We start from the raw sequence: 21,237 nt of genomic DNA, 5'->3' as shown, positions 1-21,237 counted from the left end.
CTTTTCGGTAAATCCTGCGGTTTACCCCTTTGAGGCAACATGGAGACATCCTGCATGAGCACCAGTCTTCAGCCTATTGGCCAGCTTTCGCCGGGCCAGGATCTGAACGGCTACATCCAGGCAGTCAACGGCATTGCCGTGCTGACCGCCGAGGAAGAACGCGAGCTGGCCTTTCGCCTGCACGAACACAACGACCTGGAGGCCGCGCGCCGCCTGGTCATGTCGCATCTGCGCTTCGTGGTACATATTGCCCGTAGCTACTCGGGTTACGGTCTGCCCCAGGCCGACCTGATCCAGGAAGGCAACGTCGGGCTCATGAAGGCGGTCAAGCGTTTCGACCCCCACCAGGGCGTACGGCTGGTCTCCTTCGCGGTGCACTGGATCAAGGCCGAGATCCATGAGTTCGTGCTGCGCAACTGGCGCATCGTCAAGATCGCGACCACCAAGGCCCAGCGCAAGCTGTTCTTCAACCTGCGCAGCGCCAAGAAGCGCCTGGCCTGGCTCAACGGCGACGAAGTCGACGCCATCGCCAAGGACCTGAACGTGAAGCCCGAGGTGGTGCGCGAGATGGAGGGCCGGTTATCGGCCTTCGATGCCGGCTTCGATGCCTCCCCGGCCGAGGAAGAGGAACAGGGTTACCAGGCACCGGTGCACTATCTCGACGACGAGCGCTACGATCCGGCGGTGCAACTCGAGGACAACGACTGGGAGGAGGACTCCACCCGGCGCCTGCAGACCGCACTGGCGAGCCTGGACGAGCGTTCTCGGGATATCCTGCGCAGCCGCTGGCTGACCGAGAACAAGGCCACGCTGCACGAGCTGGCCGACGCCTATGGCGTTTCCGCCGAGCGCATTCGCCAGCTCGAGAAGAACGCCATGAAGAAGATTCGCCAGCAACTGGGGGATTCCCTGGTCGCCTGATACGTCATCGCGCTTGCCAACCATCAAAAGCGCCCCCGGTTCCGAACCGACCGGGGGCGCTTTTTTGGTTCATCGCAGATCAGCGTGACACCACGAATCCGCCGGAAAGGTTGTCGCAGGAGCGCAGCCATTCACGGCAATCCATGAAGAACCTCTTTTCTGGTCGGCTCACATGGCCCGAGGCGTGTGCTGGCGCCGGGAGGGCACGGTCGCCACGGGGACCATCAGGTCCCGGGTCATCAGTTGCCACTGCTCATCCCAGTTCAGGGTGGGCAGTCGCTTGAAGTCGCTGCGCACATACTGGCCGATGCGGCCTTCGGCGGCGGCCAGCAGCAGATTGGCGGCGGAGGAGGCGGGAAGTGCGGTGCGCAATCCTTCGCGTATCTCGGCCTCGCGGAGGATCTGCTTGAGCTGGGTTTCCAGGCGCTCGAACAACTGGTTCATGCGTACCCGAAGCCGTGCGGTCTCGCCGGTCAGGGCGTCGCCGCCGAGCAGTCGGCACAGGCCGGGGTTCTTCTCGGCAAAGCCCAGCAGCAGCTTGAGAACATGCTGGCAGCGCGGCAGGGCGTCGGGGGTTTCGTCGAGGATGAGGCGGATACGTTCGAACAGGCTCTCCTCGATGAATTCGATCAGCCCTTCGAACATGCGTGCCTTGCTGGGAAAGTGGCGGTACAGTGCGGCTTCGGAAACGCCGACCTGGCGGGCCAGTGAGGCGGTCGTGATGCGTTTTCCGCTGTCTTCCTCGAGCATCAGCGCCAGCGCCTGGAGAATCTGGTCCCGGCGGCTCTGCTTGGTGGTGGTTGCCTGCGTCATAGTGTTCTTCTAATAATGTCTTGCGGTTTGATGAAGACCGATCATGCGACCGACGGAGTGGCATCGTCGCTGATCAGCGTTCCCACCCCGGCATTGGTGAAGATTTCCAGCAGTGTCGCATGGGGGACTCGGCCATCGATGATGTGCGAGCTGACCACGCCGTGCTTGACGGCCTCCAGGGCGCAGCGAATCTTGGGCAGCATGCCGCCATGGATGGTGCCATCGGCGATCAGACCGTCCACCTGCGCCGTCGACAGGCCGGTGAGGACCTCGCCCTCGGCATTCATCAGGCCGGCGACATTGGTCAGCAGCATCAGCTTTTCGGCGTGCAGCGCCTCGGCGACCTTGCCGGCCACCAGGTCGGCATTGATGTTGTAGCTGCGCCCCCGGTCATCCACGCCGATCGGGGCGATCACCGGGATGAAATCCCGCGCGGTAAGCATCTCGATCAGCTCCGTGGAGACCTGCTCGACCTCGCCGACATGGCCGATGTCGATGATCTCGGGTGCGGTCATTTCCGGACTCTGGTGGCTCACCTTGAGCTGGCGCGCGCGGATCAGGCCGCTGTCCTTGCCGGTCAGGCCGATCGCCTTGCCGCCGCACTGGTTGATCAGGTTGACGATGCTCTTGTTGACCAGGCCGCCCAGCACCATCTCCACCACGTCCATGGTCTCGGCATCGGTCACCCGCATGCCGTTGACGAAACGTGACTCGATCTTGAGCTTGGCCAGCAGGTCGCCGATCTGCGGGCCGCCGCCATGCACCACCACCGGATTGATGCCGACCTCCTTCATCAGCACCATGTCTCGGGCGAAGGAGTCGACCAGCGTCTCCTCGGTCATGGCGTTGCCGCCGTACTTGACCACCACGGTCTTGCCGGAGAAACGCTGGATGTAGGGCAGTGCCTCGGACAGGACCTCGACCACCTGGCGCGGGTCACGCGGATGTGGGCTCATCGATGCACAGTTCTCCTTGGGGGTAAGCATCGCCGGCCCGGCAAGGACCGGCAAGAAGCACATGGGTCAGCGGGCTCAGAAAGGGATATCGGCCTCGGGCGCGACCTGCTTGAGGGCATCCCGGAAGCTGGCCTGGATACGCTCCAGCGCTTCCTGGTTCTTGCCCTCGAAACGCAGCACCAGCATCGGCGTGGTATTGGAGGCGCGACACAGCCCCCAGCCGTCCGGGTAGTCGACGCGGATGCCGTCCAGGGTAGTCTTGACGCCATCGTCGCCGAAGTCACCCTCCTTGGCCAGTCGATCGACGATGGCGAACTTGTTGTCGTCGGTCACCTTGACGTTGAGCTCCGGGGTGCCCAGATCCTGGGGGAAGCGATTGAAGAAGGTATCGGCATCGTCATCCTGCCTGGAGAGGATTTCCAGCAGGCGCGCCGCGCCGTAGATGCCGTCGTCGAAGCCGTACCAGCGCTCCTGGAAGAAGATGTGACCGCTCATCTCCCCGGCCAGCTGGGCGCCGGTCTCCTTCATGCGCGCCTTGATCAGCGAATGGCCGGTGCGCCACATCTCCGGGGTGCCGCCGGCGTTCTCGATCACCTGAGCCAGGTTGCCGGTGCACTTGACGTCGAAGATCACCTTGGCGCCGGGGTTGCGGCTCAGCATGTCCTCGGCGAAGGCCATCATCAGCCGATCGGGATAGATCACCTCGCCCTTCGGTGTGACCACGCCCAGGCGATCGCCGTCCCCGTCGAAGGCCAGGCCGATGTCGGCACCGGTTTCCTCGACGGTGCGAATGACGTCCTCGAGGTTCTCGAGCTTGCCCGGGTCCGGGTGGTGGTTGGGAAAGGTGCCGTCGATCTCGTCGAACAGCCGTACCGTGTCGACGCCGAGGCGCTCGATCAGCTTGGGTGCCAGTTCGCCGGCCACGCCATTGCCGCAATCGACCACTGCCTTGACCGGCCGCTCGAGGGAGATGTCGCCGAGGATGCGCTCGAGATAGTCGTTCCGCACGTCTTCTTCACGGACCGTGCCCTGGCCGCTTTTCAGGTCGTCCTTGTCGATGCGCTCGTAGAGGGCGGTGATGGCATCGCCGGAGAGCGTCACGCCCCCCAGCACGATCTTGAAGCCATTGTAGTCCGGTGGATTGTGACTGCCGGTGACCATGACCCCGGAAGCGGTGCCGTCGAGGACATGGGTGGCGAAGTAGAGCACCGGCGTCGGCACCATGCCGATGTCGATGACGTCGCGTCCGGCGGCGGTGAGCCCCCGGGCCAGGGCATCCTTCAGCTTGGGCCCCGACAGCCGGCCATCCCGGGCCACCACCACCGTGGATTCGCCGCGAGCGGCGGCTTCGCTGCCGATGGCGCGGCCGATCAGCTCGACGCTCTCCTCGGTCAGGGTGTCGTCGACGATGCCGCGAATGTCGTAGGCACGAAAGATGGAAGGGGTTATCTGGGTCATGAAGCTCTCCTTGCTTGGGTGAATGGGGCTCTTTTCAGAGGCGTTCTCAGTGGCGCCCCGAGTGGCCGAACCCTCCGGCGCCGCGTCGGCTGACGGTGAAATCCTCGACCACCTCGAGTTCTGCCTGGACCACGGGAACGAGGACGTACTGGGCCAGGCGTTCGCCGGGCTCGAGGACGAACGGCACCCGCCCGCGGTTCCATACCGAGACCATCAGTTCGCCTTGGTAATCGGAGTCGATCAGCCCGACCAGGTTGCCCAGCACGATGCCGTGCTTGTGCCCCAGCCCCGAGCGCGGCAGGATCATGCCGGCAAGTGTCGGGTCGGCGATGTGCACGGCCAGTCCGGTGCGTACCAGCTCGCAATCCCCCGGTGCGAGCTCCAGCGGGGCATCGAGCAGGGCGCGCAGGTCCATGCCGGCACTGCCCTGAGTGGCGTAATGCGGCAGCGGATAGTCGTGTACGCGTTCGTCGAGGATTCTCACGGCGAGCCGGGGGCCGCGAGCGGGCGAAGGGGCGTGATCGGTCATTGCTTGGCCTGTGGTGGCATGGAGGAGGATGAGGACCCTTGGCGGGCATGAAGGCGTTTCAGTGCCGTCTCGATGATCGTGGCGGCCAGGGCGCCCTTGCTCTGGGGTGGCAACTCGAGCCGACCCGGGGGGGTGCCCTCCGTCTCGCGCCAGAGCACCAGGGCGGCATTGTCCTCGGCGCCGAACCCCAGGCCTGCCTGGCCGACATCGTTGGCCACGACCATGTCGAGGTTCTTGCGGTTCAGCTTGTCCTGAGCGTAGCGTTCGAGCTCCCGGGTCTCGGCGGCAAATCCCACCATGAAGGGACGCGCCTTGCCGGCGGTGTTCTTGGCGATCGTGGCGATGATGTCGGGATTCTTGACCAGTCGCAGGGTCAGGGCGTCGTCGCCGGCGGTCTTCTTGATCTTGTGTTCGGCGACCTGTTCGGCCCGGTAGTCGGCCACCGCCGCACAGCCGATGAAGAGGTCGCTGTCCACGGCGGCTTCTTGGGCGGCCTCGAGCATCCCGACGGCGGACTCGACATCGATGCGCTCGACCCCGGCCGGCGTCTCGAGCGCCACCGGGCCGCTGATCAGCCGCACGCGAGCGCCCCGTTCCGCGGCCGCCTTGGCCAGCGCGAAGCCCATCTTCCCGGAGCTGTGGTTGGAAAGATAGCGCACCGGGTCCAGGGGTTCCCGCGTCGGGCCGGCGGTGATGGTGACGACCATGCCGTGGGCATCGGCGGCATCACTCGTGTGGGTATCCGATACGGGAGCGGTATCGAACGGCACAGCAGGAGCGGTTCCGGGCGACTTGAACCCCAACAGCTCATTCACGATGGTTTCGGGCTCGAGCATACGCCCGGGGCCTACATCGCCGCAGGCCTGGTCGCCGGCGTCCGGGCCCAGCAGGCGCCAGCCATGAGCCTCCAGGCGCCGGGCATTGTCCTGGGTCGCGGGGTGTCGCCACATGGCCTGGTTCATGGCGGGTGCCATCACGCGTTCGGCCTCGCTGGCCAGGCACAGGGTGGTCAGCAGGTCGTCGGCATGGCCATGGGCCAGTCGCGCCATCAGGTCGGCGGTGGCCGGGGCGATCAGGATCAGCTCGGCCCAGCGGGCCAGCTCGATGTGCCCCATGCCGGCTTCCGCCTCGGGGTCGAGCAGCGAGGTGCGTACCGGCTCACCGGTCAGAGCCTGCAGGGTCAACGGCGTGATGAACGCCTGGGCGCCCTCGGTCATGACCACGCGCACCTCGGCGCCGGCCTTCTTCAGAAGCCGGGCCAGATGCGCGCTCTTGTAGGCGGCGATACCGGCGCTGATGCCAAGCAGAATGCGCTTTCCAGTCAAGGGTGATCTTCCCGTGGCGACATGGGTGACTATTCCGAAACAGTGGTCGACCACCATACCATTTCACGCTCGATTTTGCGTAGCACGGGCGTGACCGGTCACTCGCGACACTCCAGCATCTTCAGCGGCACGGCATGGACGAACCGGTCCTGGCTGCCGACGAAGACGGTACGGTTGACGACGACCGGGCCACCGGGGGCGAGGGCGGCGTTCTGGCTGTTGCTGGTCGAGCCACCGACCTTCAGCTTGCCGACGGGGCGGCCGCTGTCGCAGACCGGCACCTGGCCTTTTTCGGCATCCAGCAGATGCAGGAAGCCGGCCGTGTCGCCGAACACCACCTTGCCGTCGATGATGGCGGGGGCGCCCTTGATCTTGGCGCCCACCGGGTACTCCCAGCGACGCTCGCCGCTTTCCAGGTCGTAGGCGAAGAACGACCAGGTGTAGGGGCTGCCCACATAGACGCCGTCCCCGGCGATCGTCGGAGCCCCGGAGGTATTGTTGTCCTGGTGAGGGCCGCTGCCGAGCAGGTCGCTCCACAACAACTCGCCGGAAGCCGCGTCGAGGGCATAGATGAAGTGGAAGTAGCCGCGGTGACTTGCATGACGGCGCTTTTGCGCCTCGTCAAGCAGGCTGGCATTCATCATGCCGGTGATCACCACCACTCCGTCCTCCGATACCGCCGGCGGCACGTCGGTGAAGGTGGCGTCCTCGTCGAAGGTCCAGAGGATCTCCTGGCGTTCCAGGTCCACGGCAACCACCGAGTTGAGCGCGCCCACGTAGAGCACGCCGTCTCGAATCGCCGGAGACGACATGCTCACCCAGCCCGGCAGGTCGAGCGACCAGAGGCGCTCGCCGCTGGCCGGGGCCAGGGCGACGAGCCTGCCGCCCCCGGTCACTATGTAGAGGGCGTCTTTCCAGAGGGCCGGCGTGGGCATGACTTCGCCCCGGGTAGGATGTTTCCAGAGGGTTTCGCCGTTCTCGGGGTTCACGGCCATGACGCCGCTCTCGCCGGTGCCGCGCACCTCGGCACTCTGGAAGGCGCGGTTGCCGTAGCCGACGAAGATACGGCCGTCGGCCTGGATCATGTCCGAGTGAATCCAGTTGGGCGCGTGGCGAAACCAGGGGTGGTCATCATCCCAGGCCACCTTGCCGTCGGGTAGATCGAAACGGAACATGCCGCCGGTGGCGTGATTGCCGATGTAGAGAGCATCGCCGACCACCACCGGCGTGGCCCGCACCTGGTCGCCGGTGCGAAAGGTCATGCGCGGCAACGGAGTGGCGCCATTGTCGAAGACGGCGTTGTTGGTGGCATTCAGACGATATTGCGTCCATCGGGACGGGCCGAAGCCCTCTTTCTCGGCTTTCTCGGTGGCCAGAACCGGCGTCGCCAGTAGGCAGCCCGCAATGAGCAGTGAAAACAAGGAGAGTCGTGTCATGAGCTTGTCTCTAGGGTCGGGTTGACTCCGGCCCCTGCGTAACCCAGCAGTTTAGCCCAAGAATCCGTTTAAAGAGCGAGATACCGCCACGTTGACGAATACCTATAATCGCCGTCGCAATCATCGCTGAACAAGAAGAAGCCAACGTGGGGAGATGGGATGTCGATTCGCCATTGGCCCGAGGGTGAGCGCCCCCGGGAAAAACTGTTGTCCCTGGGCTCGGCGGCATTGTCGGATGCGGAATTGCTGGCGATCTTCCTGCGCGTCGGGGTGAAGGGCCGTTCGGCGGTGGATCTGGCGCGAGACCTGCTGAGCGGTTTCGGTGGCCTGCGGCAGCTGCTGGAAGCCGACAAGGCCCGATTCTGTGCCGAGCATGGCCTGGGCGAGGCCAAGTTCGTGCAGCTCCAGGCGGTGCTCGAGCTGTCACGGCGTCATCTCGCCTGCCAGCTCGAGCGTGGTGGGGCATTGACCTCGCCTGCGCTGGTACGCGCCTTCCTGGTTTCCAAGATGCGCCATCTCGGCCACGAGGAGTTCGCCGCCCTGTTCCTCGATACCCAGCACCGGGTGATTCGCTTCGAATCGCTGTTTCGCGGCACCCTGGACAGCGCCTCGGTCTACCCTCGGGAGGTGGCGCGGCGCGCCCTGGAACTCGGCGCCGGCGCGGTGATTTTCGCCCACAATCACCCTTCCGGCGTGGCGGAACCCAGCGACGCGGATCGGCGCATCACTCGGCGCCTGAGCGAGGCACTTGCGCTGTTCGAGATTCGCGTGCTGGATCATTTCGTCGTCGGTGACGGGGAGGTGGTGTCCTTCGCCGAGCGCAGTTGGTTGTAGGTGATGGACTGGTTGCGCTCGGCCCTAGTATGTTGGTGTGGTGTTCCTGATAGCAGGTTCTTGCCGCTTCGGCGCTGTTCTGGTATAAAGTGCACCCTTTGAATTCTTGGGTTAATTAAGGGGCGGAAGGCGGTCGCTGCCATTCTCTCTTCCGGTTTGCCCGACAGGTTTTGAACAACTCGCCCAGCGGTTGGAGGCTTTCAATGTCCAAAGTATGTCAGGTTACCGGCAAGCGCCCGGTGACTGGTAACAACGTATCTCACTCCCAGCGCAAGACGCGTCGCCGTTTCGTGCCCAATCTGCACACCCACCGTTTCTGGGTGGAGTCCGAGAAGCGCTTCGTCAAGCTGCGCGTCTCCTCCAAGGGTATGCGTATCATCGACAAGAAGGGCATCGAAGAGGTGCTCGGCGATATCCGCAAGCGCGGCGATCGTATCTAGTTCAAGCATCATCCAGGAGGAAGTGAGTCATGCGTGACAAGATCAGAATGGTGTCCAGCGCCGGTACCGGCCACTTCTACACCACCGACAAGAACAAGCGGAACACCCCCGACAAGCTCGAATTCAAGAAATTCGATCCCGTGGTCCGCAAGCACGTGATGTACAAGGAAGCCAAGATCAAGTAATTCGATCCCAAGCTTGCCCGACAAGACCCGGCCACGCCGGGTCTTTGCGTATCTGGCCATCCGCTGGAGCCTTCCATGCCCGAGCTTCCCGAAGTCGAGACGACCCGCCGCGGCATCGCTCCCTACATCGAAGGGCGCGAGATCCGTGAGGTCCTCGTGCGCGAGCGGCGCCTGCGCACGCCGGTGCCCGACGATCTGGCCGACAGCCTGATCGGTCGGCGAATCGGCGAGCTGGGGCGCCGGGCCAAGTACCTGCTGGTGCCCGTCGCCGATGCTCGGGGGCGGGAGCGTTCGCTGATCTGGCATCTCGGCATGTCCGGCAGTCTGCGCATCGCCCGCCTTGGCGACCTGCCGAAGAAGCACGATCATGTCGACGTGGTTGTCGATGACGGCACCATCCTGCGCTATCACGACCCGCGCCGCTTCGGTTTCGTCGATTGGCTGCGAGGTGGTCTCGCCGAGGACCCTCGTCTCAGGCGTCTCGGCCCGGAACCCCTGTCGCCGGAGTTTCATGGTAAGCGTCTTTTCGCGCTTTCCCGGGGGCGCCGACTGGCGGTCAAGCCCTTCCTGATGGACAACGCGGTCGTCGTCGGCGTGGGCAACATCTACGCCAGCGAGGCGCTCTTCCTGGCGGGGATCGATCCGCGCCGGGCGGCAGGGCGCGTTTCCTGGGAGCGCCACGAGCGCCTTGCCCTGGCGGTACGCGAGGTGCTTGCCGCCGCCATCACCCAGGGCGGAACCACGCTGCGGGATTTCGTCAGCGGTGTCGGTGAGCCGGGCTATTTCGCCCAGCGTCTCAATGTCTACGGGCGCGCGGGCCAGTCCTGTCGCCGCTGTGGCGGCGAACTGCGCCTGGTGACCCTTGGCCAGCGGGCCAGCGTGTTCTGTCCGGCCTGCCAACGATAGCCCTGGTAAGCGAAGCCCCTGGCCTCTTATTGTCATCCGGGTGCGCTAGAATGCGTATTCGACCTCATTGTCTGATGGAGCCCTCCGTGTCCGAACGCCTGCGCCTCAAGAAGAATGCCGATCGCCGCCTCAAGGCCGGCCATCTCTGGCTCTATTCCAACGAGATCGACACCGAGGTGACGCCTCTGAAGGGCATCGAGCCCGGCGCCCAGGCCGTGGTTGAAGCAGCCAATGGCAAGCCGATGGGGGTCGCCTACGTCAACCCGCACTCACTGATCTGTGCCCGTATCGTCTCCCGGGACGCCAACCTGCGCCTCGACCGTTCCTTGCTGGTGCACCGCTTCAATCAGGCGCTGGGATTGCGCAATCGCTTGTTCGCCAAGCCGTTCTACCGGCTGGTCTACGGCGAGGGCGATCTGCTGCCGGGCCTGATCGTCGATCGCTTCGACGATGTGCTGGTGGTCCAGCTCAATACTCTGGGCATGGAGCGGCTGGGCGGCGAGGTAATCGCGGCCCTCGACAAGGTGTTCTCCCCCCGGGCGATCGTGTTCAAGAACGACTCCTCGGGGCGTCGCCTGGAACAACTCGAACGCCAGGTGGAGGTGGTTCAGGGCGAGCTGCCGGAGCAGGTGCTGCTGGAAGAGAACGGCGTGCGCTTCGTCGTGCCGGTGATCAAGGGGCAGAAGACCGGCTGGTTCTTCGATCATCGCGCCAATCGGGCCTGGCTCAACAATCTGGTCGCGGGCAAGCGGGTGCTCGATGTGTTCAGCTATGTCGGGGGCTGGGGGGTACAAGCCGCCGCTCACGGGGCCAGCGAAGTGCTTTGCGTGGACAGCTCCGCCGAGGCGCTGGAGCAGGTCGCCGAGAACGCCGCCCTGAATGGCCTTGCCGAGCAGGTGTCGGTGGGCGAGGCAGATGCCTTCGAGGCGCTGGCGGCGCTCAAGGCCGAGGGCGAGCAGTTCGATGTGGTGGTTCTCGATCCGCCGGCGTTCATCAGGAAGCGCAAGGACATCGCCAACGGGGAGCGTGCCTACTCGCGTCTCAACCGGGAGGCGATGCGCCTGCTGGGTCGCGACGGCCTGTTGCTGAGCGCCTCCTGCTCCATGCATCTGGCGCCGGAGCGTCTGGTCGAATGCGTGCGTGGTGCGGTGCGCCATCAGGACCGTCACGGTCAGGTGATCTATCAGGGCGGTCAGGGCCCGGACCACCCGGTACACCCCGCCATTCCCGAGACGGCCTATCTGAAGGCCTTGGGCGTGCGAGTCTTCCGAGATTGACCGTGGCCTACGTGCGAGTCTTTCGGCACAGCAACACCTTGCTGGTCGGCCATGTGCGCAACCTGCTGGAGAGCGCCGGCATCCCCTGCGAACTGCACAACATGACCCTCGGGGGCGGCGCCGGCGAGCTGCCCCTGGGGGAGTGCGAGCCCGAGGTCTGGGTGGCCGTCCACAACCGCGCTCGTGCCGAGGGGCTGATCAATGAAGCCCTCGACGGCCCACGGGAGCCGACCCAGGCATGGTGCTGCCCCCACTGCGGGGAGCGTCTCGAGGGAGTATTCGATACCTGCTGGCGCTGCGCGGCGAATCGACCAGACTGATTCTTGCGTCTGGCATGGCGGCATGGCGGCATGGGGCGATAATATTTATTCCTATGCCCCTCGTAACCGAGTTTTTTGTCGGAAAGCGATGTTTTTGTAGCGCAAGACTCCGTTTTTCTTGCGTGTATTTATCGTGATCCACTCTTTGTGCTGTACTTGCCGGGTCAAAAGCCTTACCAACAATGTTAGAGGCAGGAGGTGCCATGAAGATCGCCGTCCCCAAGGAAATCAAGAATCACGAATATCGCGTCGCTCTGACGCCCACCGGCGTGCGCGAACTGGTCGAGCGTGGCCACCGGGTCATCGTGCAGGCCTCGGCTGGCGAGGGTTCGGGCTTTCCCGATACAGACTACCAGGCGGCGGGTGCCTCCCTCGAAGCGGACGTGGAGAAGGTCTGGAGCGAGGCCGAACTGATCCTCAAGGTCAAGGAGCCGCAAAGCGAGGAGGTCGCGCGTCTCGGTGAAGGCCAGACCCTGTTCACCTACCTGCACCTGGCCGCCGAGGAAAAGCTGACCAAGGGCCTGATGGCCTCCGGCGCCACCTGCATCGCTTACGAGACCATCACCGATGACCACGGCGGCCTGCCGCTGCTGGCGCCGATGAGTCGCGTCGCCGGGCGCATGGCCGTGCAGGCCGGTGCGCACAGCCTGGAGAAGGCCCAGGGCGGTGCCGGTGTCCTGCTGCCCGGGGTGCCCGGGGTGGCGCCGGCCAAGGTGACCGTGATCGGCGGTGGCGTGGTCGGCGAGAATGCCGCCCGCATGGCGCTGGGTCTGGGGGCCGAGGTGACGGTGCTGGACAAGTCCCTGCCGCGCCTGGAAGCGCTCGATCATCGCTATCAGGGCCGCCTGCGCACCGTCTATTCCACCGCCGATGCGCTGGACGAAGCGATTCGCGACTCCGACCTGATCATCGGCGCGGTGCTGGTGCCGGGTGCCGCGGCTCCCAAGCTGATCACCCGCAAGCAGCTCTCCGACATGCGTCCCGGCAGCGTGCTGGTGGACGTAGCCATCGACCAGGGCGGCTGTTTCGAGACCAGCAAGGCCACCACCCATGCCGAACCCACCTATGTGGTGGACGACGTGGTGCACTACTGCGTGGCCAACATGCCCGGCGCGGTGGCACGCACCTCGACCCAGGCATTGACCAACGCCACCATGCCGTTCGTCATCGCCCTGGCCGACAAGGGGTGGCAGCAGGCGCTGGCCGAGGACAAGCACTTCCTGGGGGGGCTCAACGTGCATGCCGGCCAGGTGACCCATCCCGCCGTCGCCGAGGCGTTCGGACTCGAGAGCGTCGACCCGAGCACACTCGCCGGCTGAATGAAGAGGGCGTGTGCCGCCGCCTCGGCGAGGCGGCGGTCGCGCTGAAAACGCTTCACGTTGTACACTGGTCGCATTTGCCATCGACCACGCAGATACGCCATTCCCATGCAAAAGACCCGTGTTCTTACCGGTATCACCACCAGCGGCACCCCGCATCTCGGCAACTATGTCGGCGCCATCAAGCCGGCCATCGAGGCCAGTCAGGACGCCAACGTCCAGTCCTATTACTTTCTTGCCGACCTGCACTCCCTGATCAAGTGCCAGGATCCCAGGCGCGTTCGAGAGTCGCGCCTCGAGATCGCCGCCACCTGGCTGGCCCTGGGCCTGGATACCGACAATGCCATCTTCTATCGCCAGTCGGACATTCCCGAGATCCCCGAACTGACCTGGCTGCTCTCCTGCGTCTGCGCCAAGGGGCTGATGAATCGGGCCCACGCCTACAAGGCGGCGGTGGCGGAGAACGAGGCGACCGGTCAGCAGGACCCGGACAAGGGCGTGACCATGGGCCTGTTCGGCTACCCGGTGCTGATGGCCGCCGACATCCTGATGTTCAATGCCAACAAGGTGCCGGTGGGGCGCGATCAGATCCAGCACATCGAGATGGCCCGGGACATGGCCGGGCGCTTCAACCATCTCTTCAAGGGCCAGTACTTCACGCTGCCCGAGGCGGTGGTCGACGAGAGGGTCGAAGTGCTGGGCGGGCTCGACGGGCGCAAGATGTCGAAGAGCTACAACAACACCATCCCGCTGTTCGCCGCCGAGAAGAAGCTCCTGAAGCTGGTGCGCAAGATCAAGACCAACTCCCTGGAACCGGGCGAACCCAAGGACCCGGAGGGTTGCACGCTGTTCCAGATCTACGCGGCCTTCGCCACCCCGGGAGAGACCGCGGATATGCGTCGTCGCTATCTCGAGGGCATCGGCTGGGGCGAGGCCAAGGACGAACTCTTCGACTACCTGAACACCCATCTTCGCGAGCCGCGGGAGCGTTACATGGCGCTGATGGAGGACCCGGGCCACATCGAGGCCGTGCTGCAGAAAGGCGCCGAGCGTGCCCGGGCCGAAGCGGCACCGCTGATGGACAGGTTGCGGCATGCCGTGGGTCTGGGGCGTTTCATCTGAGGCGCTTCACAACCTGTCCGCCAGGTTTTTATTCATTTATGGAATAGATGTACTGTTTTAAATAATTTTTGCAAATGGCAGCGTCCCGTTATCCTGTGACCCATAGCCTTAATGGCCTGATGTCACAGGAGGCGTCATGCGCGAATTGACACTGACGGAAAAGCATCCTCACCAACTCTCCCTGCCTGCACTTACCGCCATCGCTCTGCTGGTGGCCATCCTGGTGATAGGCGCTACCTTCGGCACGCGTCTCGGTGCCTTGATGCTGGTCGGTGGCGCCTTCGGGGCAGTGCTCTATCACGCCGCCTTCGGTTTCACCGGGGCCTGGCGAGTATTCATCAGCGAGCGTCGCGGACGTGGCCTGCGTGCCCAGATGGTCATGCTGGCCGTCGCGGTGGTGCTGTTCTTTCCTCCCTTGGCGGCGGGCACGCTGTTCGGCATGCCGGTGTCCGGCTATGTGGCGCCCATCGGCGTCTCGGTGCTGGTCGGGGCCTTCCTGTTCGGCATCGGCATGCAGCTCGGCGGCGGCTGCGCCTCCGGCACGCTGTTCACCGTGGGTGGTGGCAACGCGCGCATGCTGATCACCCTGGCGTTCTTCATCGTCGGCTCGCTGATCGGCACGGCGCACTTCAGCTGGTGGACGAGCCTGCCGGCATTCCAGCCGGTGTCCCTGGCGACGACCTTCGGCGCCGGCGGTGGCATCGCGATCAGCCTGGTGCTGTTCGCGGCGATCGCCGCCATCAGCGTGGTGATGGAGAAGCGCCGCCACGGTCAGCTCGGGCAGGCGCCCAGAGTCGACCAGGGTCAGCCACGTTGGCTGCGCGGCCCCTGGCCGCTGCTGTTCGGTGCCGTGGCGCTGGCACTGCTCAACTTCATCACCCTGGCGCTGGCGGGGCGTCCCTGGGGGATCACCTCGGCCTTTGCCCTATGGGGCGCCAAGGGGTTCGAGGCGCTGGGCGGCGACGTCAGCGGCTGGGGGTATTGGCAGGCCCCGGGCAATGCCGCGGCGCTCAAGGCCAGCGTCTGGTCCGACGTCACCACGGTGATGAACATCGGCATCATCCTCGGGGCCATGGCGGCAGCCTCGCTGGCCGGCAAGTTCGCCCCCAGGTTCCATATCCCGCTGCGCTCCATTGTCGCCGCGGCCATCGGTGGCGTGCTGCTCGGTTACGGGGCCCGGCTGGCCTTCGGTTGCAACATCGGCGCCTACTTCGGTGGCATCGCGTCCGGCAGCCTGCATGGCTGGCTGTGGCTGGTGGCAGCCTTTGCCGGCAACATGCTGGGGGTGAAACTGCGCCCGCTGTTCTTCTCGACGCCGGCTCGCCCCTGGGTGCGCAGCAACTGACCCTCCTTGCTAATCACGACGCCCTGGTCTTTTTGGCCGGGGCGTCGTCGTTGGGGCCCCGGGAAGCAGGCCGGGGCGAACGGGTCGAAACGGGCCGGGCATGTTATCTTTAGTGCAAAGACAACGCTCAACCGCCGGGCCCGGGTAACCCCGGTGGCCATCGATCTGTACCTCCACTCAAAAAAAGAGCCGAGCCATGAGCGAGCACGCCAAACGCCCCCTCTACATCCCCTACGCCGGTCCATCGCTGCTGGAGATGCCCCTGCTCAACAAGGGCAGTGCCTTCACCCCCAAGGAACGTATCGACTTCAACCTGGTCGGGCTGCTACCCCATAATGTCGAATCCATCGAGGAGCAGGCCGAGCGTGCCTATCGCCAGTACCGGCAGTGCCAGAGCGACCTCGATCGGCACATCTATCTGCGCGCCATCCAGGACGACAACGAGACGCTGTTCTTCCGGCTGCTCGAGTCGCATCTCGAGGAGATGCTGCCGATCATCTACACCCCGACCGTGGGGGAGGCCTGCGAGGAATTCTCCAATATCTACCGCAATCACCGTGGCATCTTCGTCTCCTACCCCGACCGGGACAAGATGGACGATATCCTGCGCAGCGCCACCAAGGACAAGGTCAAGGTCATCGTGGTAACCGATGGCGAGCGTATCCTGGGGCTGGGCGACCAGGGGATTGGGGGAATGGGCATTCCCATCGGCAAGCTGGCGTTGTACACCGCCTGCGGCGGCATCAGTCCGGCCTACACGCTGCCGGTGATGCTCGACGTGGGGACCAACAACCAGACCTTGCTGGACGACCCCATGTACATGGGCTGGCGACACCCGCGCATCGGCAAGCACGAATACGCCGAGTTCATCGAGCTGTTCATCGCGGCGGTCAAGCGTCGCTGGCCGAACGTGCTGCTGCAGTTCGAGGACTTCGCCCAGACCAACGCCATGCCACTGCTCGAGCACTATCGCGACGAGCTGTGCTGCTTCAACGACGACATCCAGGGTACCGCATCGGTCTGCGTGGGCACGCTGCTGGCCGCCTGCAAGGCGCGCGGCGCCAAGGTCAGCGATCAGCGCATCGCCTTCGTGGGGGCCGGCTCGGCGGGCTGCGGCATCGCCGAACAGATCGTCGTGGCCATGACCGAGGAGGGAATCAGCGATGCCGAGGCACGCAAGCGCATCTACATGATCGACCGCCACGGCCTGCTGACCGACGACATGCAGGGCCTGTACGGGTTCCAGCGGCGCCTGGTCCACGCCCCCGGGGAGGTGGCGGACTGGCCCGGCTCCGGGCTGCTCGATGTGGTGGAAAACGCCGGGCTGACGGTACTGATCGGTGTCTCGGGGCAGAAGGGGTTGTTCACCGAAAAGGTCATCCGCGGCCTGCACGAGAATTGTCCCAATCCCCTGGTGATGCCCCTGTCGAACCCCACCTCCCGGGTGGAGGCGACCCCCCAGGACATCCTCGACTGGACCAACGGCGAGGCGCTGGTGGCCACCGGCAGCCCCTTCCCGCCGGCACGGGTGGGGGACCGGCGGGTCGCCATCGCGCAATGCAACAACGCCTATATCTTTCCCGGCGTGGGGCTGGGCGTGGTCTCAGCCAAGGCAACCCGGGTGACCGATACCATGCTGATGGCGGCCTCCAACGCCCTGGCCAACAATGCGCCCATCGTCTTGCACGGCGAAGGTGCGCTATTGCCTGCCCTGGGCAATATCCGGGAGATCAGCAAGGCGATCGCCTTCGACGTGGCCAAGCAGGCCCAGGAAGAGGGCGTGGCGCTGCGATCCAGCGACGAGGCGCTGCGTGAGATGATCGAGCGCAACTTCTGGTACCCGCGCTACCGTCATTACCGGCGAAGCGCGTTCTGAGCCTCGAGTGCCCCAAGGTGCCAACGAGATCGCCCCGCCGAGATTCGGCGGGGCGATTCGTTTCGGACGAGCGGGCGCCGATGACGCCCGAATCGCCTCTACAGCATGTTGCGCAGCACGTAGTGCAGGATGCCGCCGTGACGGTAGTAGGCCATCTCGTTGGCCGTGTCGATGCGGCACCTGGCCTCCAGGGTCTGCTCGCCCTTGTCGCCCTTGACCGTCACCTTGACGCTGCCGCCGGGCTCGAGTTCGTTGAGGCCCTCGATGGAGAAGGTCTCGTCCCCGGTCAGCCCCAGGGACTTGCGATCCTCGCCCTCGGGGAACTGCAGCGGCAGCACACCCATGCCGATTAGGTTGGAGCGGTGGATGCGTTCGTAGGACTCGGCGATGACCGCGCGCACCCCGAGCAGCCGCGTGCCCTTGGCCGCCCAGTCCCGGGAGGAGCCGGTGCCGTACTCCTTGCCGGCCACCACCACTAGCGGGGTGTCGTCCTCGGCGTATTTCATTGCCGCATCGTAGATCGCCATCTGCTCGCCGGAGGGGACGTGCCGTGTGTAGCCGCCCTCGACATCGTCGAGCATCTCGTTGCGGATGCGCACGTTGGCGAAGGTGCCGCGCATCATCACCTCGTGATTGCCGCGCCGCGAGCCGTAGGAGTTGAAGTCCTTGGGCTCGACGCCGTGCTCCTGCAGATAGCGTCCCGCGGGGCTGTCCGGCTTGATCGAGCCGGCCGGCGAGATGTGGTCGGTGGTCACCGAGTCGCCGAGCATGGCCAGCACCCGCGCGTTCTTGACGTCCTCGACGGGCTCGGGCTCCTTGCCCATGCCCTCGAAGAACGGCGGATGCTGGATGTAGGTGGAGTCCTTGGACCAGGCGTAGACCTTGCTTTCCGGCACCTTGATGGACTTCCAGGTCTCGTCGCCGTCGAACACCTCGGCGTACTCCTTGCGGAACATGTCGGTCTTGACCTGCTCCACCGCCTCGGCGATCTCGGCCTGGGAGGGCCAGATGTCCTTCAGATAGACCGGCTCGCCATCCTTGCCCTTGCCCAGCGGCTCCTGGGTGAGGTCAAGGCGCACGTTGCCGGCCAGGGCGTAGGCAACCACCAGGGGCGGCGAGGCCAGCCAGTTGGTCTTGACCAGCGGATGCACGCGACCCTCGAAGTTGCGGTTGCCCGAGAGCACCGAAGCCACGGTCAGATCGCCGTCGTTGACCGCCTTCTCGATCGCCTCGGGCAGCGGGCCGGAGTTGCCGATGCAGGTGGTGCAGCCGTAGCCCACCAGGTTGAAGCCCAGTGCGTTCAGGTCGTCCTGCACGCCGCCGGCGGCCAGGTAGTCGGTGACCACCTTGGAGCCCGGGGCCAGGGAGGTCTTGACCCAGGGCTTGGTGGTCAGGCCTTTCTCGATAGCCTTGCGAGCCAGCAGCCCCGCGGCCAGCATCACGCTGGGGTTGGAGGTGTTGGTGCAGGAGGTGATGGCGGCGATCACGACCGCGCCGGGGTGAAGCTTGAACTTCTCGCCGTCGATTTCGCACACCTGGCTGTCATTGTGCTCGTAATGGCCATGGCCGTAATCCGTCACGGCCTCGGACTTGGGTTGGCCACCCCCTTCGGACTGCCATTTTTCCTGCTCTTCCTCGGGGGCATCAGGCGCGTCGTCCTTCATCAGCTTTTCGAAGGTCGCCTTCATGTCCGACAGCGCGACGCGATCCTGCGGCCGCTTGGGACCCGCCAGGCTGGCCTCCACGTCCCCCATGTCGAGTGCGAGGGTGTCGGTGTAGATCGGCTCGTGACCCGGCTCGCGCCACAGCCCCTGCTCCTTGGCATAGGCCTCGACCAGGGCGATCTGGGCATCGTCGCGACCGGTCAGGCGCATGTAGTCCAGGGTCTGGTCGTCCACCGGGAAGAAGCCGCAGGTGGCGCCGTATTCCGGGGCCATGTTGGCGATGGTGGCACGGTCCGCCACCGGCATGTCCTTGAGGCCGTCGCCGTAGAACTCCACGAACTTGCCGACCACGCCCTTCTTGCGCAGCATCTGGGTCACGGTCAGCACCAGATCCGTGGCGGTGATGCCTTCCCTGAGCTTGCCGGTGATCTTGAAGCCGATGACCTCGGGGATCAGCATCGAGACCGGCTGGCCGAGCATGGCGGCCTCGGCCTCGATGCCGCCGACGCCCCAGCCGAGGATGCCCAGGCCGTTGATCATGGTGGTGTGGGAGTCGGTGCCCACGAGGGTGTCGGGATAGGCGAAGGTCTTGCCGTCCTCCTCCTTGGTCCACACCGTCTTGCCCAGATACTCCAGGTTGACCTGGTGGCAGATGCCGGTGCCCGGCGGGACCACGCGGAAGTTGTCGAAGGCCTGCTGGCCCCAGCGCAGGAACTCGTAGCGCTCGTGGTTGCGCTCCATCTCGATGGCGACGTTGTCCTTGAACGCCGACGGATCGCCGAAGTGATCGACCATCACCGAGTGGTCGATGACCAGATCGACGGGAGAGAGCGGGTTGATGCGCGCCGGGTCATCGCCCAGACGCTCGACGGCATCGCGCATGGAGGCCAGGTCGACGACTCCAGGGACGCCGGTGAAGTCCTGCATCAACACGCGCGCCGGGCGGTAGCCGATCTCCCGGGTAGAGCGGGCGTCCTTCTGCCAGTCGACCAGCGCCTGGATGTCGTCGCCGGAAACGCTTTCGTCATCGGCATAACGCAGCTGATTTTCCATCAGCACCTTGAGCGTGAAGGGCAATCGCTGGATGTCGCCGAACGCCTCGGCAGCCTTGGGCAGGCTATAGTAGTGGTAGGTTGACCCCCCCGCCTCGAGGGTACTCAGGGTGTTCGGGGTTTTATCCGTGCTCATGGAACTCCTCCTTAGTTTTCCTCGATCGCCGTCGAGCTATCGCGGCTTCGGGCCTGTCTGCGAGGGTGACGGGTCACGTTGGCTTGTCGAATGTCAGCCTGCATAGATGGCAGCATACACCCTTCAGCGCGGTATTCGGTGCCACCTTTGGTCTCGTTCTACATGGTCATGATAGGCGGTGAATTCAAGCACCTGCCACTGCCGTGGCCTCGATGCCACCCTATGAAATTCACCGGGATGGCTTGAAAGTGGGGTGCCGAGGCACCACATTCAGTCCCGTCGTCGGAGAGTCCGTCATGCAGGAAGAGATGCTCGATGCGCGGGCCGTCAACTGTCCCTATTGCGGCACCGGTTTCGAACTGCTGATCGATTCCAGCCAGGGCAGTCACACGACCTGGGAAGATTGCCCACGCTGCTGCGCGCCGATACAGATCGTGGTCGTGGTGTCCGAGTCTTCCGGAGAGCTGGAAGGCGTGACCCTTGGTCGCGACGACGATGTGGTATGAGCCTTCTGCTTCAGGAATGCCGGTGTTCTGCCACGCTTACCCGACATGTCGATAGGCTGCTGCTATGCGATCCATTAGGGTAATCAAATTGGCAAATATCGGGGTCAGGCTATAGCCTCTGTCACCGAATTCATTCAAAGCGATCGACTCGATCAACAAGGAGATTTGCATGAGCGTATTGGTTGGACGTCAAGCACCGGACTTTGAAGCCGCCGCCGTTCTCGGCAACGGTGAGATCGTCGAAAACTTCAAGCTGTCCGACAGCAACGGCAAGTTGCGCGTGCTGTTCTTCTGGCCGCTGGACTTCACCTTCGTCTGCCCCTCCGAGATCATTGCCCACGACAACCGTCTGGCGCAATTCAAGGAGCTCGGTGTCGAGGTGATCGGTGCTTCCATCGACTCCCAGTTCTCCCACTACGCCTGGCGCAAGACCTCGCCGGATGCTGGTGGCATCGGTGAAGTCGGCTTCCCGATCGTCGCCGACGTCAAGCACGAGATCGTTCAGGCCTACGGTATCGAGCATCCGGAAGCGGGTGTCGCACTGCGCGCCTCATTCCTGATCGACGAGGACGGCGTCGTTCAGCACCAGACCGTCAACAACCTGCCCCTGGGCCGCAACGTCGACGAGATGCTGCGCATGGTCAAGGCGCTGCAGCATCACCAGAAGCATGGTGAAGTCTGCCCGGCAGGCTGGGACGAAGGCCAGGAAGGCATGAAGGACAACGCGGAAGGTGTCGCCAAGTACCTGGGCACCCACTCCAAGGAACTGTAAGTTCCTCGATGTCACAGGGCGGCCTTCGGGCCGCCTTTTTTCGTT

20 protein-coding genes are annotated in these 21,237 nt (G+C 64.6%); 13 read left to right on the top strand and 7 right to left on the bottom strand.

Annotation, left to right across the window (positions count from 1 at the left end; genetic code table 11):
* Positions 1-54: 54 nt before the first annotated feature.
* On the top strand, positions 55-921 hold the full coding sequence (gene rpoH / locus BUA41_RS04515) for an RNA polymerase sigma factor RpoH (protein ID WP_072820116.1): 867 nt from the start codon (positions 55-57) through the stop codon (positions 919-921).
* A 168-nt stretch (positions 922-1,089) separates the two neighbouring features.
* Here rpoH and slmA read toward each other — a convergent pair whose 3' ends face one another.
* The 6 genes from slmA to BUA41_RS04485 all read right to left on the bottom strand — a co-directional run bounded on the left by slmA (position 1,090) and on the right by BUA41_RS04485 (position 7,438).
* Positions 1,090-1,734: a nucleoid occlusion factor SlmA gene (slmA, locus tag BUA41_RS04510; RefSeq protein ID WP_072820114.1), complete on the bottom strand. Its 645-nt coding sequence runs from the start codon at positions 1,732-1,734 to the stop codon at positions 1,090-1,092.
* A 41-nt stretch (positions 1,735-1,775) separates the two neighbouring features.
* Complete coding sequence (gene argB / locus BUA41_RS04505; protein WP_072820112.1) at positions 1,776-2,690, bottom strand: acetylglutamate kinase; 915 nt, start codon at positions 2,688-2,690, stop codon at positions 1,776-1,778.
* A 75-nt stretch (positions 2,691-2,765) separates the two neighbouring features.
* Entirely contained in the window at positions 2,766-4,148 is a 1,383-nt protein-coding gene (locus BUA41_RS04500; RefSeq protein WP_072820111.1) for a phosphomannomutase/phosphoglucomutase, read from the bottom strand.
* Positions 4,149-4,194: 46 nt separating this feature from the next.
* Entirely contained in the window at positions 4,195-4,677 is a 483-nt protein-coding gene (gene dut / locus BUA41_RS04495) for a dUTP diphosphatase (protein WP_072820110.1), read from the bottom strand.
* A complete protein-coding gene (gene coaBC, locus BUA41_RS04490) occupies positions 4,674-6,059 on the bottom strand; it encodes a bifunctional phosphopantothenoylcysteine decarboxylase/phosphopantothenate--cysteine ligase CoaBC (RefSeq protein WP_072820109.1) in 1,386 nt (461 codons plus the stop codon). The genes dut and coaBC overlap by 4 nt, the downstream gene beginning before the upstream one ends.
* A gap of 41 nt (positions 6,060-6,100) precedes the next feature.
* Complete coding sequence (locus tag BUA41_RS04485; RefSeq protein ID WP_072820107.1) at positions 6,101-7,438, bottom strand: outer membrane protein assembly factor BamB family protein; 1,338 nt, start codon at positions 7,436-7,438, stop codon at positions 6,101-6,103.
* A 159-nt stretch (positions 7,439-7,597) separates the two neighbouring features.
* Here BUA41_RS04485 and radC point away from each other — a divergent pair, with 159 nt between their 5' ends.
* The 10 genes from radC (at position 7,598) to BUA41_RS04435 (ending at position 17,062) form a co-directional block, all read left to right on the top strand.
* The gene (gene radC / locus BUA41_RS04480) at positions 7,598-8,272 is read left to right on the top strand and encodes a RadC family protein (protein ID WP_072820105.1); all 675 of its coding nucleotides are present in this window, start codon (positions 7,598-7,600) and stop codon (positions 8,270-8,272) included.
* A gap of 203 nt (positions 8,273-8,475) precedes the next feature.
* Positions 8,476-8,712, top strand: a complete 237-nt coding sequence (rpmB, locus tag BUA41_RS04475; protein WP_072820104.1) for a 50S ribosomal protein L28 — start codon at positions 8,476-8,478, stop codon at positions 8,710-8,712.
* A gap of 29 nt (positions 8,713-8,741) precedes the next feature.
* Complete coding sequence (rpmG, locus tag BUA41_RS04470) at positions 8,742-8,897, top strand: 50S ribosomal protein L33 (RefSeq protein WP_072820103.1); 156 nt, start codon at positions 8,742-8,744, stop codon at positions 8,895-8,897.
* 75 nt (positions 8,898-8,972) lie between these two features.
* The gene (gene mutM / locus BUA41_RS04465; RefSeq protein ID WP_072820101.1) at positions 8,973-9,803 is read left to right on the top strand and encodes a bifunctional DNA-formamidopyrimidine glycosylase/DNA-(apurinic or apyrimidinic site) lyase; all 831 of its coding nucleotides are present in this window, start codon (positions 8,973-8,975) and stop codon (positions 9,801-9,803) included.
* A gap of 86 nt (positions 9,804-9,889) precedes the next feature.
* Positions 9,890-11,080 (top strand): class I SAM-dependent rRNA methyltransferase, encoded by a 1,191-nt coding sequence (locus BUA41_RS04460; RefSeq protein ID WP_072820100.1) that lies wholly within the window; start codon positions 9,890-9,892, stop codon positions 11,078-11,080.
* A 2-nt stretch (positions 11,081-11,082) separates the two neighbouring features.
* A complete protein-coding gene (locus tag BUA41_RS04455; protein ID WP_340641242.1) occupies positions 11,083-11,400 on the top strand; it encodes a putative signal transducing protein in 318 nt (105 codons plus the stop codon).
* Between the two features lie 203 nt (positions 11,401-11,603).
* Entirely contained in the window at positions 11,604-12,719 is a 1,116-nt protein-coding gene (gene ald / locus BUA41_RS04450) for an alanine dehydrogenase (RefSeq protein WP_072820098.1), read from the top strand.
* A 108-nt stretch (positions 12,720-12,827) separates the two neighbouring features.
* Positions 12,828-13,841: a tryptophan--tRNA ligase gene (locus BUA41_RS04445; RefSeq protein ID WP_072820096.1), complete on the top strand. Its 1,014-nt coding sequence runs from the start codon at positions 12,828-12,830 to the stop codon at positions 13,839-13,841.
* 136 nt (positions 13,842-13,977) lie between these two features.
* A complete protein-coding gene (locus BUA41_RS04440; RefSeq protein WP_072820095.1) occupies positions 13,978-15,186 on the top strand; it encodes a YeeE/YedE family protein in 1,209 nt (402 codons plus the stop codon).
* Positions 15,187-15,382: 196 nt separating this feature from the next.
* Positions 15,383-17,062: an NAD-dependent malic enzyme gene (locus BUA41_RS04435; RefSeq protein ID WP_072820094.1), complete on the top strand. Its 1,680-nt coding sequence runs from the start codon at positions 15,383-15,385 to the stop codon at positions 17,060-17,062.
* 98 nt (positions 17,063-17,160) lie between these two features.
* On the opposite strand, the gene acnA is transcribed toward BUA41_RS04435, so the two are convergent.
* Positions 17,161-19,914 carry an aconitate hydratase AcnA gene (gene acnA / locus BUA41_RS04430; protein ID WP_072820093.1) on the bottom strand — a complete coding sequence of 918 codons (2,754 nt, stop codon included), beginning with the start codon at positions 19,912-19,914 and terminating at the stop codon, positions 17,161-17,163.
* A gap of 296 nt (positions 19,915-20,210) precedes the next feature.
* Between acnA and BUA41_RS04425 the strand changes: the two genes are divergently transcribed.
* Both BUA41_RS04425 and BUA41_RS04420 read left to right on the top strand, forming a co-directional pair.
* Complete coding sequence (locus BUA41_RS04425; RefSeq protein WP_072820091.1) at positions 20,211-20,420, top strand: CPXCG motif-containing cysteine-rich protein; 210 nt, start codon at positions 20,211-20,213, stop codon at positions 20,418-20,420.
* Positions 20,421-20,589: 169 nt separating this feature from the next.
* Positions 20,590-21,192, top strand: a complete 603-nt coding sequence (locus BUA41_RS04420; RefSeq protein ID WP_072820089.1) for a peroxiredoxin — start codon at positions 20,590-20,592, stop codon at positions 21,190-21,192.
* The last annotated feature ends 45 nt before the right edge of the window (positions 21,193-21,237 follow it).

The sequence above is a fragment of the Modicisalibacter ilicicola DSM 19980 genome (assembly GCF_900128925.1).
Classification (GTDB): Bacteria; Pseudomonadota; Gammaproteobacteria; order Pseudomonadales; family Halomonadaceae; genus Modicisalibacter; species Modicisalibacter ilicicola.
This window is presented reverse-complemented; position numbering and strand designations above follow the sequence as displayed.

Excerpts from the sequence above, each read along its gene's own strand:
- rpoH (WP_072820116.1), top strand. The coding sequence starts at position 55 with ATGAGCACCAGTCTTCAGCCTATTGGCCAGCTTTCGCCGGGCCAGGAT.
- slmA (WP_072820114.1), bottom strand. The coding sequence starts at position 1,734 with ATGACGCAGGCAACCACCACCAAGCAGAGCCGCCGGGACCAGATTCTC.
- argB (WP_072820112.1), bottom strand. The coding sequence starts at position 2,690 with ATGAGCCCACATCCGCGTGACCCGCGCCAGGTGGTCGAGGTCCTGTCC.
- BUA41_RS04500 (WP_072820111.1), bottom strand. The coding sequence starts at position 4,148 with ATGACCCAGATAACCCCTTCCATCTTTCGTGCCTACGACATTCGCGGC.
- dut (WP_072820110.1), bottom strand. The coding sequence starts at position 4,677 with ATGACCGATCACGCCCCTTCGCCCGCTCGCGGCCCCCGGCTCGCCGTG.
- coaBC (WP_072820109.1), bottom strand. The coding sequence starts at position 6,059 with ATGGTGGTCGACCACTGTTTCGGAATAGTCACCCATGTCGCCACGGGA.
- BUA41_RS04485 (WP_072820107.1), bottom strand. The coding sequence starts at position 7,438 with ATGACACGACTCTCCTTGTTTTCACTGCTCATTGCGGGCTGCCTACTG.
- radC (WP_072820105.1), top strand. The coding sequence starts at position 7,598 with ATGTCGATTCGCCATTGGCCCGAGGGTGAGCGCCCCCGGGAAAAACTG.
- rpmB (WP_072820104.1), top strand. The coding sequence starts at position 8,476 with ATGTCCAAAGTATGTCAGGTTACCGGCAAGCGCCCGGTGACTGGTAAC.
- rpmG (WP_072820103.1), top strand. The coding sequence starts at position 8,742 with ATGCGTGACAAGATCAGAATGGTGTCCAGCGCCGGTACCGGCCACTTC.
- mutM (WP_072820101.1), top strand. The coding sequence starts at position 8,973 with ATGCCCGAGCTTCCCGAAGTCGAGACGACCCGCCGCGGCATCGCTCCC.
- ald (WP_072820098.1), top strand. The coding sequence starts at position 11,604 with ATGAAGATCGCCGTCCCCAAGGAAATCAAGAATCACGAATATCGCGTC.
- BUA41_RS04445 (WP_072820096.1), top strand. The coding sequence starts at position 12,828 with ATGCAAAAGACCCGTGTTCTTACCGGTATCACCACCAGCGGCACCCCG.
- BUA41_RS04440 (WP_072820095.1), top strand. The coding sequence starts at position 13,978 with ATGCGCGAATTGACACTGACGGAAAAGCATCCTCACCAACTCTCCCTG.
- BUA41_RS04435 (WP_072820094.1), top strand. The coding sequence starts at position 15,383 with ATGAGCGAGCACGCCAAACGCCCCCTCTACATCCCCTACGCCGGTCCA.
- acnA (WP_072820093.1), bottom strand. The coding sequence starts at position 19,914 with ATGAGCACGGATAAAACCCCGAACACCCTGAGTACCCTCGAGGCGGGG.
- BUA41_RS04425 (WP_072820091.1), top strand. The coding sequence starts at position 20,211 with ATGCAGGAAGAGATGCTCGATGCGCGGGCCGTCAACTGTCCCTATTGC.
- BUA41_RS04420 (WP_072820089.1), top strand. The coding sequence starts at position 20,590 with ATGAGCGTATTGGTTGGACGTCAAGCACCGGACTTTGAAGCCGCCGCC.